Here is a 16717-nt window from a genome sequence, read left to right as displayed (position 1 = left end):
CTTTCTGGCACACAAAATAAAGTGAACTGTCTTAGGGTATTCCCATGTTAGAAAAACTCCTCGCAACCCTCACTTCCAAGCAAATAGACGCAGTTGAACACACTTCGGGTCCTCTCTTAATCCTTGCAGGGGCAGGTACAGGCAAGACCACAACAATCACCAGCAAAATCGCCTGCATGATCAAAGTACAGAGAGTTAAACCGGAAAAGATCCTTGCCCTTACTTTTTCAAGGGAAGCCGCCAGAAATATGGAAAAGAAAATCCATGAGCTTCTCGGGCAGGGAACAGATGTGAAAGTGAGTACTTTTCATGCTTTCTGTGCCGAATTGATAAGAGATAATTCTGAAAAGTGTGGAGTTTCGGAGCAGTTTACTATTTTTGAGGATATTGATTCAGCTATCCTGCTTTATAAGGAACTGGGCACCAGTCCGAGAAATGCAGCTTTATATTCCAGCACAATTGCAAAGGCAAAGGACCTCAACATTTCGATTGATGAGTTCAAAGCTTATCTTGAAACAAAGAAGGAATCCCTGCTTGAGTTTGCTGAAGAAAGCAGATTGGAGCAGTTTTATACCGAATGTAAGATCAACTTGAACACGTTTCATTTAAAGGATAAAAGCCAGCAAAAAGCCCTGAAAAATGAAAAGAAAAACTGGCAGGACTTCATTGGACTTTATGAGGAATACCGAAAATATGCTGATTTCACCCACGCCTGGGTAACATATGAAGAAAAAAAGAGAGCCCTAAATTGCCTTGATTACGGAGATCTCAACCGGATTGCCCTTGAGTTCTTGAATACCTGCGGCACAGCAGAGCTTAACGATACCTATACTCACATCATTGTGGACGAGTTCCAGGACACTAACTACGTGCAGTTCGAACTTATTAAGCACCTGACCGCACGGGAGCAAAATATCACGGTTGTTGCGGATGCGAACCAGAGTATCTACGCTTTTCGGGGAGCGTACTCAAACAATATAGAGGATTTTAAAAAGCAATTCGGAATTTCAGAAAAGGATATAGTGTCTCTAGATGTGAGTTTCAGGTCCACGAACAAAATCCTAAGGGTCGCTCACAAGCTGATCTCACAGAATTATCCCGAAGACCGGAAAAGCGAGTGCATTCTCCTCAAAAACTGCAACAATAACAAAGGCAGAAACGTCGTCATCCAGGAAACAAAAGACGAAGGGGAAGAAGCAAGAAAAGTCGTCGAGCAGATCGAATCTTATATCGAAAAGGGCATTCCCCTAAACGAAATTGCAGTCCTTTATCGAACCCATAACCAGGGTAGGCAGATCAGGCAGGCGCTCCAGAGGCGGGAAATACCTGTAGTTGTGAAAGACGATGCTGATTATCTAAAACAGCCCGAAATCAAAACAGTGCTTTCCTATCTCTATATATTAAATAACCTCACGGACCCGACTCCCAGAGGAACGGAGGCCTGGTGGCGGCTCTTTCATTACAATAATGGCCTGGAGAACCGTGACTCCGTTCAGATAGGGGAGTTCATCAAGAAAAACAAGATTTCTTTTCAGGAAGCTATCTACCATCATCTTGATGAGATCAGATTAAGTGAAAATGGGTGCAATACTATTGGAAAGGTTAAAGAAACAATCAGGGTCCTTGGTGAGAAAAACCTGCTGGATGTTTCTGATCTTTTGCTTGAAATTTATGATCACAGTGGGCTTATGAGGCACCTTAATAGGCTGGATACGCTGAAAGCCAGGGAAGCTTTCCTGAACCTGAGAAACCTGCACGAAATGGCAAAGAATTATGAACAATTCTACAACAGAGAGCTTTTTGGCTTCATTGATTATCTGGAGATTCTGGACGAAATGGGAGGCAACCCTGCATCGGCAAAGATCAGGGAGGATGATGCTGTAAGCCTAATGAGTATCCATGCAGCAAAGGGACTCGAATTCAGGGTCGTTTTTGTGACCAGCATGGCAAAGGACAAATTTCCTCTATTCAGGGGCGGGCAGGAACCCCTGATTCCACTGGAAATGATGAACCAGTACAGGGATCTATTTTCAATGGGCCTGAGCAAAACCGCACTTGAAAAGGCAATCCGTGAGCGGAAAAAAGAGATCAAGCTCGAAGAGGAACGCAGGCTCTGCTATGTAGCCTTTACAAGAGCAAAAGAAGACCTTATACTAACTCTTTCTCTGGAATATGGTGGTAAGGAGAAAGAACCCTCTGAGTTTCTAATGGAAATCGGGTATGACCACTGGCGGGATATAAACACCGATACAGCTGATAGGACAAAAGGTGATATGGAAAAGGAAATCGCTTTTGATGAGTTGAGCCTGTCTTATCGGAAAGACCTTGAGGTTAAAACCGCAGGTCTTGTAAAGGACAACGAGCTTGAAAGAGAGAAAAACAAATGTGTTCGACTGCTTATTGAGGCTCTTGATAAGGATCTTGAAGAAGCTGTACACTACTTGATGGTCTACAGGGCTCTAAGAGATGGTGGATGTGGAAACTATCTAGAAGAATTGAAGCAAAAATGGGACCTTGTAGATCCGACTGAAAAAGCAGGAGAGATCCTCTCAAAAGTGGAGACCAGAAGCAACGGCTTGAGATTCAATCCGGAGGCGTTTGGGTTCAGCTTTTCCACTTTGAAGTTGTACGAAAACTGTCCGAGACAGTATGAATTACAGGAAATCCTGCGCATGCCAAGCCGAAAGAACGAAGATTCGACAGGAGTCATGGCAAAGGGAAGTTTCGTGCATGAGGTGCTAGAGATTGCAGTTAAAGAAAAAGTTTCGGAAAAGCAGGCACTCTACAAGATAGTTGAAAATCTTCATAAAAAGCCTGAATGGATGTATGTGGATCTGGAATCAACTTTTCCTCTTTTTGAAGTATTCTGGCTCCGAAATAAAGACCGGATTTCAAATAATCTCATGGTTGAAAAATGGTTTAGTGTTCCTATCGAAGGATTTGTTTTCAGGGGAAAGATCGACCGGATCGATTTGCTTGACCCCTCCACAAAAGAGGTTGAAATTATCGATTACAAAACCGGAAAATATGATGTAAGCCCCGAAGACCGTTCAAGACAGCTTCTGCTTTACGCAAAAGGTTTTGAACACATGCATCCGGAATATCGGGTGAAGAGGCTCACGCTTGATATGCTAGCTCTGGAAAAACCTCGCGTTTTTGAGTTGCAGGAGGATGGAAAGTACGGCAGCACTGAAGGCCGGGTAAGTCCCCTTGACAGTAGGGCAATTGACGCTATGGTCCAAACTGCACGAAATATTGCCCATGATTTTGAGCATGGGTTTAAGGAGACAGAGGATCCTGAAATCTGCAAGGGGTGTGGGTTCAGGTTGTATTGTGATGGTGTTAATCTGTAAGGTCAATTAAAAAATGAGCTGGTAGAATGACTTTTTCTGAAATATACGGCAAGTTGAGAACTGTAGATTCAGAGGATTTGCTTACAATGTAATCCTGAAATCTGATATAAAGTACATAAGATAAAAACCAGGTGATATCTAAAAACCAGGAACCGGAATTGGAATCCGGTTCCCAGATTAAAGGGCTTCACGACAATTTATACATAAACGTTTTAGTTTTAATTCTTTTAGTCTGACTATTTTATGCTTCAACTCCCTTATTACACCGCATCAAGGTCTACAATCCGGGCTTCCGGGAACCTTCCTGCAAGAATTTCTACGGTTTCGGGGTGGCAGGTGAAATAAAAGAGCTGGTTGCCCGGGACAAGGTCCTTTATGGCTTCACAGGTGCTTTTGCAGCGTTCGGGGTCAAAGTTTACCAGCACGTCATCAAAAACGACAGGAAGAGATTCCGAATGCCTCCCGAATTCCCTTATAAAACCGAAACGCAGGGAGAGATAAAGCTGTTCAGCTGTTCCCCGGCTGAGTTCCTGGACGCTCTTCTGGCGGCCTTCCCGGTCTTCAACGTAAATCTCGGAAGAGTTGAGCGGAGAATAAATCCGCGTGTACCTGCCTCCAGTGACCTTTGTGAAAAAGGCCTGGGCTTCCACGATGACTGCGGGCTGCCTTTCTTTTTCATAGACTTCGATTGCTTTGGCAAGGACTTTCCGGGCAAGGACCAGGGATGCCCATTCCCTTGACTTTTCGTGAAGGTCTCCCAGAAGGCTTTCCTGCATTACCCTTGCCAGGGAACCTTCACTTCCGTGTTCGAGCTGTTCGATCTGGTTTCCTATCGCTCCACGTCTGTCCATGTTCTCGGAGGTCTCCTGTTCAAGGGTTTCCAGGCATTCCTCCAGCCTGCGTTTTTTTTCTTCCAGGCTTGGGGGGTCTAAGGCTTGAAGTTCTTCTACGAAAAGCTTATACTTTTCCCCGTCCCCGGAAACCCTTCGGATCTGCTGTTCAGCTTCCCTTACCTTGTTTTCTAGCTCGGTCCGCTGAGCCCAGTGCCGTGCATTTTCACGGAACTCTTCTTCTGTTGCTGCAGAGCCGGACTCAAGAAGAACTGCAAGCTCTTTTTCAGCAGTTTCAGACTTTTCCCGGGCTGCCTGAACTTCGATCTTGAGTTCTTTTGACCTCATTTTCAGCTGCTCCAGTTTCCTTGCCTCCTCGGATGCCTCTTCAAGGTTCGAACGAAGTTTTTCAACCTGGGTATCGAAAGAAAGCCCGAAAAACGGACATCTGCATTCCTGCAGGACCCCGGCAACCTTTGCTTCATAGGCTTCTATCGAAGTTTTGCCGGAAGCTATCTGTTCCTCAAGGCTCCGGATCGTCCGCTGCCTATCAAAGCAGGTCCTGATTACCGAGAAGATTTCAAGCACGCTTTCTACAGAAAGTGAGGGATCAAGCCCGTAATCTCCAAGCCAGAGAGTCCACTTTTCGGAGAGGGCGTCCCTTTGCGTTCTTTCCTCAAGGAGTCGGGCTTCGAGCTCTTCTTTTTTGTGCTCAAGGCTTTCGGATTCAAGTTCAAGGGTCCTCATCCTTTCAGCCTGGTTATATGCAAAACTTACATCCTCCCTGAGCTTTGCTATTTCACTGTCAAGTGTGATTCCCGAAACAGGTCTTTCGCAGGCTTCCAGAACGCCAAGGGCTTTTTCTTCGTACTTTTTAACAGCAGCTACCCTGATCTGCACCTGTTTTTCCAGCTCTTTAACGCTTTTTTGCTTTTCCAGGCAGGCTTTGATCGTGGAAAGGTGTTCAAGCACATGCTCAGGAGAAAGTTCCAGGTCAAGCCCTGAAGAAAGAAGCCATTCTTTCCATTCCTGGCGAACCTCTTCCTGCTTTTTCTCTCCAGACTTCAGCTTACCTTCAAGTTCCTGGTAAGCTGCATCTAACTTCTCCAGCTTCTTCCGGAGCTTGTCCTTTCCCTGGCGCAGTTCCCCGGCAGTTTTCAAATCAAGCAGGACTCTCTGCAGTTCATTGGCTTTCTGTTCCCGAACCGAGGAATCGGGAATGTCTTCAAACCCACACTTTTTTGCCTGGATTTTCATGTATTCTTTCAGGGTAGCAATCTCTCCGGACAGCTTTTCCTTTGAGTCCTGTGCTTTTTGTTTCCGGGCTTCGGTCCCTTTCAGGCGCTCCTCGCCGGCAGGAGGACTTGACGGCTGACTCGAGGGCTTTTTCCTGGCTTTCAGGAAGTATATGGCAGAAGTAGCAAAAAGGAGGAAAAATATGCCAAGCCCGGGGAGCAGGGCTCCGTTTATGTACTCGTAAATCAGGCCCATACTGCCTGCAAGCAGGAGCATTTCTGCAGGCCAGAGGGGAAGCCCTTCCTCATGTTCAGTTTCTCGGGGCCTGAAGGCTGCAAAAAGCATCTCTTCTTTTTCCAGGTCTTTTTCCAGGTTTTTGAGTTCGTTTTCTTTTTCCCTTAGGAGAGGCTGCTTCACCCTGAGGTAGCTTATGGCTTCAAGTCCCTGCTTTACCTCTTCAGGGTCGGGAAGCTTTGAGTATGCCCCGAGTTTTTCTTCCAGGGCTTCGATTTCCTCGCGGACTTCTTCGATTTCCCCAAGGGCAAGTTCGAGTCTGTCGTGGTACCTTTCGATTGTTTTTTCAGTCTCTTCCATTTCCCTTCGCTTTGCAAGCACGTTTTCCTTTGAAGGGGTCGAATGCTCGAAACGGGCAAGGGTAGTTTCGTCCCAGCCTTCCCCGAGCCCTAAAAGGGTTTCCTTCAGTTCGGCTTTTCTGGCCTGAACTTCCCGGGTTTCGGAAAGGAGGGAGTTCTTATCAGCCCGATATTTCTCGATTCCATTTCCAAGTTCGATTACTTGGTTCCTGTACACCAGGAGGCTTTCTTCAAAGACGTCTTTTTCCTGAAGGACCCGTTCGATGCTGGTGAGGACCTGCTTGAGCTCGTTTTGGATCTCCTTTATTTTAGCCTCAATTTCCTCTACCGCCTTTCGCATCTTGATGACGGTTTCCTTTGCCGGGATTGAACGGTCAAAGTGGTTCAGAGCCTCTTCATCCCAGTCCGGACCCAGTTCCAGGAGGAGCTCGGAAAGCCTGGCTTCTTCCTGCTTGAGCTTTGCTTCCAGGGTCGGGAGCGTTTTTACTTCGGACCTGTATTTCCCAAGCCCGCTTTCAAGTTCAAGCACCGCATCTTTCTGTCTGAGCAGGCTTTCGTCCGGAGAAAGGTTTCGTTCGTTAACGGCATTTTTTTCCAGATCCTGCTCCAGCCGTGAAACATCTTCCCTTATTCCCTCAATTTTATCCAGGAGCCTTTCAAGCTTTTCTTCCCCTTTTTCAGGGAAACTCCCAAGCTCGGGCAAAGTTCCAAGGTCAGTTTTTGACTCCTGCAGGGCTCTCCAGTCGTCCCATACGGAAAGCAGGTTCTGGACGTGGTTTAATTTTTTCCGTATATTCTGGGACTTTTCTTTTAACTGATCAATTTCCAGGTTTCTCTGTTCAAGTTCGAGATGAAGGGTATCGTATTTTTTCTGGGCTTCTTCAAATTCGGCAATTTCGTCATTGGTCTTCCTGATTTTTCTTAGTAGCTCATTAATAAGGGGTTTTCTGCCCCTGGGTTTATACAGGTTGCTTTCCATGTTGTTGATGGACTTCATAAGTTCCGGAATGGAGACTCCGACCCCTGTGCCTGCACTGTAGAGTTTGCTGTTGATGCTCTGGTCGTTCAGGGTCTCAAAACTCTGCAACTCTTCAAGGCCAAAAGCATAGATGTTTTCAAAAACGTTCCTGTCTGCATGACCCAGGAGTTTAAGAAGTTCAGTTTTGCTCCCGGTATTCCCATTGGGAAGCACGACTTTTACATCGTCTTTTCGGCCTGTGTTTCTCTCTATGACCCAGCGCTTCCTTTCAGAATCGATTACAACAAGTCTTCCCCCATGCTGCCCTCCTTCAAGTGGGGGATAGAGGTTGCACCTTGTGTTGGGGATGCCAAAAAACATCCTCCGGATAAAAGTGAATAATGTTGATTTTCCTGCCTCATTTGCTCCTGTTAATATGACCAGGCCGGAAGGCAGGTCTTCCACCGAAAGCTTGGAAAACTTGCCAAATCCGTCGATATGAATGGCATCAATTTTCATGCTTTTCCTCCGTGAGCAGGGCATCAAGCAGGATGTTTTCAGCACACTGGAGCAGGGATTTCATTTCATCATCATCAATTTTGCAGATATATTTGCCCCCACTGCCGGATTTAAAGAGAGGGAAAAGGACTTCATGAAACTCGTCCAGGGCTTCTTCATCAGTCTTTAAGCCCTCCACGATTTTAACCAGGTCTCCCACAAAGTCCTCCCTTTTCAAAAGCAGTTCTCTTTCTATTGGAAAGAGTGTTTCATTTTCAATGCGTTCTACCCAGGTGAACTGCCGGCTACGGATTTCATCTTCCCTGAGCGTATGGAGAAGATCTTCAAGAAAACCCTCTTTCCTGAGAGTGCTGTGCAAAGGTCCTCTTCCGCTGAGAACCAGCCTGCAAATCGCAGACCTTCCCCCTGAATTTTCCCTGATCTCGTCAAGCTGGCTTTGAAGGCTTTCTACCAGTTCCCCTTCTTTTTCCAGGCCTTCTATGGAAACTTCCCTTATATGCCAGCGGACAGAGTCGGTCTCGATGAATTTTGTAGAAATAACCCCTCCGGAAGAAACGTTCACAAGACAGCACCCTCTGGCTCCTGTCTCGCCTGGATGCCTGCCCTGCGGGTTGCCCGGATATATTACAACAGGAGCTTCCTTGCAAACCACGGAAGGAGTATGGATGTGTCCAAGAGCCCAGTAATCGTAGCCAGGCTCCCTGAGATCCTGCAGGGTACAGGGTGCGTAAAGGTCATGCTCAGGATAACTTCCCACGCTGCAGTGGAGAAGCCCTATGGTAAACGGCCAGTGATTCTCTTTTTTCGGGAAGTCTTTCACTAGGTTTTTCATGATATGACGGGTAGGGTAACTCATTCCAACAACAAAAGCAGCCGTTTCTCCTTCTTTTTTGAATTCCACAACTTCCGCTTTATCTCCCCTCATGGTGTGCACGTTTGCGGGCCACTTCAGGCTTGCCGACCAGCCGTCAAGAGGATCATGGTTCCCATGGCAGATAAAAACCTGAATCCCGGCGGTTTCAAGCTTTCGGAGTCCCTCTATAAACCTGACCTGGGCATAGAGGCTCTTGTCGGCACTATCATACACGTCCCCTGCAATGAGCAGAAAATCAACTTCTTCTTCCATACATAGCTCAATAATAGCTTCATAAGCCTGAAAAGTAGCTTTTGCAAGCCTTTCTCCCAGCTCTTGATCAATCCCGGAAATTCCTACAAATGGACTGTCAAGGTGCAAATCAGCTGCATGGACAAAACTCAAAGTCCCGTTCCTATCAGTATCAACCGACAGTTCTCTTTTTTTCATTGGAGGTACCCCTAACATACATATAAAATTTATACATTTAGCTGTATATTTTAAAACAAATTAAATATTTTGGTTTGAAGGCTTCAGAAACAAGTGTTTAAAATTAATAATCAATTTTATAAATATTCTATAAAATTTTAAACCTTCAACTATATGAGTTTACTATGACCTCAAATCTGTCTCGATTTGATATGAAATTAAATCAATGCCATAGATTTGTAAACAGCATCAATAGGGTCCTCATAAAAAGAAATCTGGAATTTACTAAATAATTCCGGCGGTACTGTCGCAATTTTTCCTGCCGAAGAAATCGGAATCATTACTCTTTTTGCCCCGGCATCAAGACAGACCTGCAAAAGACCGGCAAGGTTTTCAAGTACACCTACAGAGCCTCCGATTGTCATACTTCCGAGGATTGCGGTCTGTTCCTGAAGCGACCTTTCCAATGCTCCTGAACAGAGGCTTATGAAGGCTGCAAGGGCGAGTTCTTCGGACATGCCAACTCCGTAGAGGTCCTGGACATGCAAAAAATAGTCTTTTTCTTTTACAGAGATGCTCTGGCTTATGGATTTTGCGTTGGCTTTGAAGTAATTGAAAGCTGTTTTTATGGATTCCTTGGTCTGAGAATTTGACCCTGTGCCTGATTTTTCGTATTTTCCCGAACCAGCAATTACCTGAACTTCAAACTTATAAATCCCGATCTTGCCGGAGTCGGTAGCTGCAACAGCATAGGCTTCTCCGGGTTTTGTAATGCCTGAAGGGATTATTTTATTCCCGCCGCTTTCTGGAACGGACACGAAAGCTTCTTTCAGGTTTTCATTGTCAATGTAAGAGAAATTGACATCAAAGAACTCGATCCCCCCAATTTTCTTGAGCTGCTCTTTTACACGCCTTCTTCCTGTGAGAGCGTATTCAAGGATCTCCTGTGCCTGCTCTCTGGTGATATTTTCATCCGGGTAGATGAGTTTCATAAGGCCTGAGAAGGTCTTTTTAACGGCAATTACATCACGCTGGTTCAGGTTGTTTCCGAGTTTAAAGAACCTGTTTATGTTGTCGGCATAGGACCGCTTTCTCATTTCCCTGAAGAATTCTGCAATATAGTCAACTATGAATCCATATCTGTCTGTAAAGTGTTCAGGCCTGAATTTAGGGATTTCCCAACCAGGGATGTAGTAGTGCATCCTGTCAAAAAAGGCGGTATCGCTGTTCATGGCGTCCGGGAAGGGGGAAAAAAGGTTTGAAGTCTTTATTAAGGACTCTATACTCTGGTTAACATTTCCAACAAAGACGATTGACGCATTCGCATTCTTTTGCTCTTTTCCCCTTGCAAAAGAACCGGAGGCCATGTAGTCTTTGAGGATCTGTATTCCGTCCTTGTCTTTGAAACGGATTCCTGCAACTTCGTCAAATGCCACAACATCCCAGAACCCCACAAGCCCCACCTGTCGGGTGGACATGTTATAGAAGAGGTTTGCAACTGTGGTCTGCCCTCCGGAGATCAGAATGGTGTTTGGGGATATTTCCTTGTAAACGTGAGATTTTCCTGTGCTTTTCGGGCCGAGTTCGCAGAGGTTATAGTTATTCTCGACAAGAGGAACGAGCCTTTCGATCATATGCCATTTTGTGGGAGTTTCAAGCTGGGTGGGTTCCATCCCAATGCTTCTCATCAGGACGTCGATCCACTCATCTTTAGTAAAGTTCTTCCTTTCCACCAGGATCTCCTGGAGGTTCATATTAGGGATCTGGATAGGTTTCAGGCTGGAGATGATGAATGGCGAAGAAGCTGATTCTGTAGAGTACTCCATCTTAATCATGCACCAGATCCCGCCGCCTAGAAGCTTGTCGTATTTTATTACATAATCAGAGTCAATCTCAATGCTTTTGAGCCCAAGGTTGGAGAAAGTAGCTTCGTAGATATCCCTTCTTTCATTGAGTGTTACCGTGATTTTATCAATAACCGTGTAATAACCGGTTTCCCTGATCCTTGACTTGATCCTTTCAGCTTCATCAGGTCGGACATAGTTCTGGGACAGGATATTTTTGACAATCTGGACGCCTTCCCTAATTACATCCTCGTCATCATCCGCACAGTACGAGCCTAGAAGGTATTCCAGTACATAGACAGGGACGTTGTGCCCGATCTTCAGCAGTTTTGTAAGGTCTTTTCTCACAACCCTGCCAGAGAAGTACTTATTTAATTTTCGGTCTGTTTCAAGGCTTACTGTTTCAAGATCTGCTTCAACCATTTTATCCTGTCCCTAAAAACTTTTTTTATTCCAGAATCTTTATGCCTGATTCCCTTTTTCAATTTAGAAGTCGTCAAAATCGCCAATCAAAAGGTCAAGTTCGAATGGAATCCGGGCAATATCTTTTATTTCAGCCGGGTCTTCGTCAACCAACCTGAGGTAATACGTTTTGTTTTCAAGATTGTTTCCGAGGGTGAGCATGATATTATACTGCCTTTCTTCTGGCTCATCGGATTCGTTATTGGCAATAATGATTTTTTCATCACTGACCATTTTTTCCTGCCCACCACCAATATCCCATAGAGAAACTTTGATGGTGCGGGGTTTCATTTTATCGGTTACTTTTTCGGTCTGGAAAATCTTTACATTAAATTTGCTGCTTGTGATCTTTTTCCGGTCGTTTATTACCGACACATTGACTTTGCCGTATTTGATGCCTTTCTTTTCGAGAGTTTTTTCATTCCGCCGGTGGGTATATGTCAGGACCGGAATGACAATCTCTTGAGGAGAAGCTCCTCCGTGTACAAAATTGAGCCCTCCTCCCTGGAGTTTGAACCTGAGGTCAGTTTTCGGGACATAGGCAAAGAGAGGGGAATGTTCCTTCCCGAGCATATGGCGCATGTCAAAGTTGTGTATATTATCCAGTGAATTATTCGGTGAATTATCCGTTGCAAGCTCCTGGTTACTCAGGATAAATCTCTTTGTGGTATCAATTATTCGAGTTTTGTCAAATGATGAGGTTTCTACCTTATCCGCATTTTCCATATCGTCTCTTCGATACAGGAAACCATGATCTGTTGTGACAATTATATTGGTCGTGTTTAGGGTTTCACTTAGATGCTTGACCAGTTTCTTGATCTCAAAAATTGTTTCTTCGACAGCATCAAATACACTATTTTCTGAGGACTGTTTGTCACCTACCGAATCTATTTTATCATGATAGACATAGAGGACTCTTTTTCCTTTGACAAGTTCTCTTGCTTCATCTCTATTGTATTTCATGAAGTCTTCATAACGAATAGCTAATGATTCAAGGCAATTGTTTTGAAGGATCTTTTTTCTGTTTTCAAGACCATTAGAATTAATCCCATCAACAAAAATCTCTTTTTCTTTGTATTCCAGAAACTGATGTGGCAGCAAACTTGCCATTCCAAGCTTCGTGTATGAGGGTAAGACTCCTACCATGTAGCTGAGTTTGGGAAGTCCCCAGGTATCTTTGTTGAGGGTTTCAAAAAGCTCGACAGCTGCTTCATAGCGCAGTGCATCGGAAATGATAACTGCAACTTTACTCCTGTCATCTTTTTGCAGAATTTTGTTTACATGCCGCTTGTAAAAGTCCTTCTGGCTATCTGCAAGCTCAATCTTCCACTGTTCATTGAGCTCGGAATCAATAAGGCTGCTCCATTTTAATAACAGTTTTCCGAGCAGCTTGTTGGTGTAAAGGTCTTCGATCTGAGGCCTGAGGCTTTTTTTCAGGATATCCTTTTCCTGCTCTTTGTCATAGTAATAGTAGAATTTCCTGTAGAGGTAATCGATCTGGTAGTAAGTTTCAGCATACGCTTTGAATAACTCATACAAACTGCGTGTATTTTCAAGCGCATCAGATGCTTTTGGATTATCATAATATTCCCTCGCAAACCAGAAGAGTTTAACCGCATATTCAAGCGCATTGTAGATGTTTTCGTATTCAGAAAACCAGTGCTTTGTCCTGCGGGTATCGATCCAGGCAAGATAGTTTCTGAAGTCCTCTTCTGTCGAATCTACAGGACTGTTCAGGGATTTGAGTATGTGAACAATTAGAGCTTTGTCAAAGGTCTCCACGGCTTCGGCTTCAAGGTAGGTCTGAACATCATGTTTATCAAGCTCTGCCTGCAGGCTCTTTTCCATGTCCTGTCCATTTTCTTCAAGTATATCCCTGGTATATTTCTCAAAAATCTTGGAATCCCGCGAACTGTCCATCCAGTGTTTGAGGAAGATCTGGCACTCGTTTTCTTTCCGGTCAACATACTGGTCGTAGCCTGAAAGGGAAATTCCGGAATACCGTTTTATGTGTGTGACAAGGAAACTCAGGAAAAGCTTCTTCAGGGTAGGGTTTTTTGCCGAAAATCCAAAGTCCTCTTCTGCCAGTTCCCAGAAGCCTTCCTCCAGCCCGAACTTTGAGATATTCTCCCAAGCCGGGTTTTCAGCTTCATCCAGGGATTTCAACAGGGTGTCCCGTACGATAAGTTTGAAATCAAGGGCCTGCGTTTTTGAAAAAACAGCCAGCATGCCCAGAATGAACTCTTTTTCACGCCAGTCTTTCTGGTAGAGCTTCTTTAAAGGCTGGACTCTTTCTTTCTGGTTGCCAAAGAACTTTTCATGTTTTATGAAAAAGTCATCAAGTTCATGCCCGTCAATCTCAAACTCACTCTTGATGTCTGAAATCCGGCTGTTTTCGAATCTGGAAGAATAGAGCTGGATATCAAAAAGCCAGTTATCTTCGTGTGCCCTTTCCTTTTCCGGGCAGTAGATGAGGTAGTTTGATTCCAAGTCTTCTATTTCAAGGAGTTTTTTAGTTTCAAAATAGTTATTGTCAAGGATATGGAATTTTATTGCCTGCCCTTCCAGTACCTGAATTATTTCTTCAAGCTCTTCTCCGGGAGCCTGTTTCTCTTGGTCCCAGGCGATTTTATCTCTGTCATACCAGAAAACTATTTTTCTTTTCTCATAATCTTTCAGTTCTGAAGAGGAGAATTTTTTGAGTATACTCAGGCTTGTTTTTTCTACGTTGACCATGAAAATCCATATCCTGCTGTTAATCAGAATGGTTTAGAATGAGAGCTAGACATTTAGATACTTTATCCATGAAATACTCTTTGATTTTTAAAAGATTTTGCTGAGCTTGTAGATGGGACGGTCACTTGTTTAACACATTATCCAGAGCCAAAAATCATGGCTCTTATTTCAGAAAAAAGTGGGAAAAAAAGTTGGGTAAAATGCATATTCTAAAAATATGTGAAGAGTTGTCTATGCTAAAACTGGAAATCCGGTGAGATGAAAAGATCAGTAGTTGAGTGCAATTCCCTGTGTGCTGACCTACCCAACTTGTCAGCTTACAGTTGTCGAGTACGTAGATTTCTCACCCTTGAGTTAAAAAAGCTAATCTTAAATGGAAATACCATTACCCGATTAAAAAATGAAATGATCAGAATTTCTTTGTTAAGAAATCAATTGCCTCTTTGTCTGACTTTGTATATCGAGATACGGGGGGTTTGGATTTTTCATAAACTCTCAGCAGGACCCCCTGAGTCTTTAGCTCAGGGGAGGAATGCGTAAACTTCCCTGTCCTGCTCTGTTGAATTAGTGTTGTTGTCCTAACCCTCAATCGTTCACAAATTTTCTTCACGTTAACACTATCTGATATTTTTTTTCCAAACATATCCGAAATAGCAAAGAAGCCGGAAGACTTTTTGCCTTTGACAAACCCTATTCCCTTCCCAGAAATGAGCTTCAAGTTTGCTTCGGATAGAAGGAGCCAATCTTCCTTCTTTTGTTGAATTTCCCCGGTTATCGAATCTTGAGGGTCTGTACCTTGTTTTTCTACCTTTTCTGGTTCTCCGGAACATCTTCCGTTGTTGCATCTTTTTTGAAACGTTTTCTCTCAGGTAAATTTCTGACTGATGCAACACTTTTCTGTTAGTAATGGCTGCACAGCCCACTACCTTAGAGCCGGTATTCATCCCTGCAGTTACAGGTTGAGTATACCCACTGCTTCCGAAAAGTAACTTAATTGTGAATGGCGTATTTCGGAACACTTTTGCCTTTCCTGTTTGCAGTAGCTTTCTGGCTTTTGAAGGTTTACAGGGCATTAGTGGTTTTTTATTTTGATTGATTACGAAAACTAACATATAGTCTTCATCCGAAGAGTTATGCGTATCCGAATTGTGGACTCCAACTTCGTGAAGTTGGAGTATTACAGCGTAGTTGGAAGGACTTCAACTTCGTAGTTGGAACAAGTCAATTCCGGAATTCGTCCTCCTCTTGATCTGATATGGAAAGGTTTAATGATGTAAGCACTGTCCCTACCTCTCAGGACTGTTTAACCGGCATCCTTAGAGCCTTAAACTGAGGTGACATTCAAGGGTAACTATTTCTTTCCTATCGTTTACCGATTTTCCAAAGCTCCTAATCGGTGATCTGGTCAACCAGGGCTTGTTAGACAAGCCTCTGAGTCTTTAACTCAGGGGTAGTTGATTAGTGTATAACTCCTAAATACTTTTCAGCACATCCATGACACAAATCCTTGCTATGCATATGCTCGGGAGGATAAGGTTTTCCGCAATATCTGCAGCTTCTGAACTCTCCCTGGCGTTCCTTTAAAGCTTCTTTCAGGAGGGTTTCCAGTTCCTGGTCAGTAATTTCACTTACCTGGATTCGCTTCCAGAATCTGCTTGATGCAGCTGGCCCGTACGTCCCCATAGTCCATTCAACGGTTGGCAGTCTCAACTCGATTGCTTCCGCAGTCACAAGGACAACAATGCCGTCCTCTCCGTTGCAGTTGAGCTGGATGCAATCCCTCGTACGCTCCACGATTGATTTCGGCAACAGAACAAGTACTCTTTCAGCATTTATTTCCACCTGGCGCAGGCCGTCAGATGGGTATTTTTCTTCGGGGTCTAGATTCAAATGCCTTAAATTATCTCTCATTCAGGCTGGCTCCTTCTTCTCATAACTCTTTCATGTTGTATTATCGTTCTTTTCCTTTAGGACCCGTAGCGAAATAACATAAAGGTGTTACGCGGTTGAATTAAAAAATCAATCGGGTTAGACCTTCAACTGTATAAATCACAAATTCAACCACAACTTCTGTTGTACTTGATTTTGTATTTCAAGTACGTAAGTCCTATAATGGAATATTTCTGCGGTTCTGGGCAGTTTCCATACAGCAGCAAGCTGTGGGATATTCGACTGAAAAATAACATTTTACTAGTTGAAAATAATAACCAATTTATACACAGTGCCTGTATTCTAAAGTTATGAAACTTGAGAAGCGTCTAGAACTCTTTAAAGAAAAGATAATAACAACAGATTTTCTGGACTGTAAGGGATTGGGAAACGAGATTCCATACTGGATCTTTGATTACGAACCGGAGAAAGAGCTCCTTGTAAGGGATACAATTGAAAAAATAATCTCAAGTTTTGAGAGTAAACACTCGATTAAGATAGTTGAGATAAATCTGTACAATTTGTGTCTCAAGATCCTGAATCAAAAGCTTACGGATGAAAAAATAATTCAGTTCGAAACGAAAAAAGGTTCAGATGCCTTGCTTGAGAAAATAAGATTAATTCTGAATCAAGAAGCCACAAAAAAAGAGATTACTGAGATACTTAAAGTCGATTACAACCTAATTTTCCTGACGGGAGTAGGAAATGCATGGCCAATGACCAGAGCTCATACCGTCCTTAACAACCTTCATTCTGTCACAGGCAAAAAGCCCCTTGTGATGTTTTATCCGGGAAAATTCAGTGGGCTTGACCTGAGCTTATTTGGTGAATTTAAAAGCAAGAATTACTACAGAGCTTTCCGCCTGATGCCAGAAGCAATGTAATTTAAGAAAGTTGCCCCGAATTCTTTTTGAGGGGAAGTTTCAGGTTGAAGGAAAGTTTTAAGCTTTCAGGCTACACTCATAATTATCTTTA

8 protein-coding genes are annotated in these 16717 nt (G+C 43.7%); 2 read left to right on the top strand and 6 right to left on the bottom strand.

Annotation, left to right across the window (positions count from 1 at the left end; genetic code table 11):
- Positions 1–44: 44 nt before the first annotated feature.
- Positions 45–3353 carry an ATP-dependent helicase gene (locus tag MSWHS_RS09255; RefSeq protein ID WP_048158960.1) on the top strand — a complete coding sequence of 1103 codons (3309 nt, stop codon included), beginning with the start codon at positions 45–47 and terminating at the stop codon, positions 3351–3353.
- Between the two features lie 260 nt (positions 3354–3613).
- Here the strand turns inward: MSWHS_RS09255 and MSWHS_RS09250 are convergent, their stop codons facing one another.
- The 6 genes from MSWHS_RS09250 to MSWHS_RS09225 all read right to left on the bottom strand — a co-directional run bounded on the left by MSWHS_RS09250 (position 3614) and on the right by MSWHS_RS09225 (position 15724).
- On the bottom strand, positions 3614–7489 hold the full coding sequence (locus tag MSWHS_RS09250; protein ID WP_048158959.1) for an AAA family ATPase: 3876 nt from the start codon (positions 7487–7489) through the stop codon (positions 3614–3616).
- Positions 7479–8792: an exonuclease SbcCD subunit D gene (locus tag MSWHS_RS09245; protein ID WP_048127736.1), complete on the bottom strand. Its 1314-nt coding sequence runs from the start codon at positions 8790–8792 to the stop codon at positions 7479–7481. The genes MSWHS_RS09250 and MSWHS_RS09245 overlap by 11 nt, the downstream gene beginning before the upstream one ends.
- Before the next feature lie 197 nt (positions 8793–8989).
- On the bottom strand, positions 8990–11038 hold the full coding sequence (gene brxL, locus MSWHS_RS09240; protein ID WP_048158958.1) for a protease Lon-related BREX system protein BrxL: 2049 nt from the start codon (positions 11036–11038) through the stop codon (positions 8990–8992).
- A 63-nt stretch (positions 11039–11101) separates the two neighbouring features.
- Positions 11102–13813 carry a BREX-1 system phosphatase PglZ type A gene (gene pglZ / locus MSWHS_RS09235; protein WP_048158957.1) on the bottom strand — a complete coding sequence of 904 codons (2712 nt, stop codon included), beginning with the start codon at positions 13811–13813 and terminating at the stop codon, positions 11102–11104.
- 617 nt (positions 13814–14430) lie between these two features.
- A complete protein-coding gene (locus MSWHS_RS09230; protein WP_052722669.1) occupies positions 14431–14925 on the bottom strand; it encodes an RRXRR domain-containing protein in 495 nt (164 codons plus the stop codon).
- Between the two features lie 346 nt (positions 14926–15271).
- On the bottom strand, positions 15272–15724 hold the full coding sequence (locus MSWHS_RS09225; RefSeq protein ID WP_048158956.1) for a hypothetical protein: 453 nt from the start codon (positions 15722–15724) through the stop codon (positions 15272–15274).
- 329 nt (positions 15725–16053) lie between these two features.
- On the opposite strand from MSWHS_RS09225, the gene MSWHS_RS09220 reads away from it, so the two are divergent.
- Entirely contained in the window at positions 16054–16626 is a 573-nt protein-coding gene (locus MSWHS_RS09220; RefSeq protein ID WP_048158955.1) for a DUF1788 domain-containing protein, read from the top strand.
- Positions 16627–16717: the final 91 nt, after the last annotated feature.

It is taken from the genome of Methanosarcina sp. WWM596, assembly GCF_000969965.1.
Taxonomy (GTDB): domain Archaea; phylum Halobacteriota; class Methanosarcinia; order Methanosarcinales; family Methanosarcinaceae; genus Methanosarcina.
The sequence above is the reverse complement of the archived record's forward strand: the minus strand, read 5'-3'. Positions and strand labels throughout refer to the sequence as shown.

Coding starts and splice junctions, on each gene's coding strand:
- MSWHS_RS09255 (WP_048158960.1), top strand. CDS start 45: ATGTTAGAAAAACTCCTCGCAACCCTCACTTCCAAGCAAATAGACGCA.
- pglZ (WP_048158957.1), bottom strand. CDS start 13,813: ATGGTCAACGTAGAAAAAACAAGCCTGAGTATACTCAAAAAATTCTCC.
- MSWHS_RS09230 (WP_052722669.1), bottom strand. CDS start 14,925: ATGTTAGTTTTCGTAATCAATCAAAATAAAAAACCACTAATGCCCTGT.
- MSWHS_RS09250 (WP_048158959.1), bottom strand. CDS start 7,489: ATGAAAATTGATGCCATTCATATCGACGGATTTGGCAAGTTTTCCAAG.
- MSWHS_RS09245 (WP_048127736.1), bottom strand. CDS start 8,792: ATGAAAAAAAGAGAACTGTCGGTTGATACTGATAGGAACGGGACTTTG.
- MSWHS_RS09225 (WP_048158956.1), bottom strand. CDS start 15,724: ATGAGAGATAATTTAAGGCATTTGAATCTAGACCCCGAAGAAAAATAC.
- brxL (WP_048158958.1), bottom strand. CDS start 11,038: ATGGTTGAAGCAGATCTTGAAACAGTAAGCCTTGAAACAGACCGAAAA.
- MSWHS_RS09220 (WP_048158955.1), top strand. CDS start 16,054: ATGAAACTTGAGAAGCGTCTAGAACTCTTTAAAGAAAAGATAATAACA.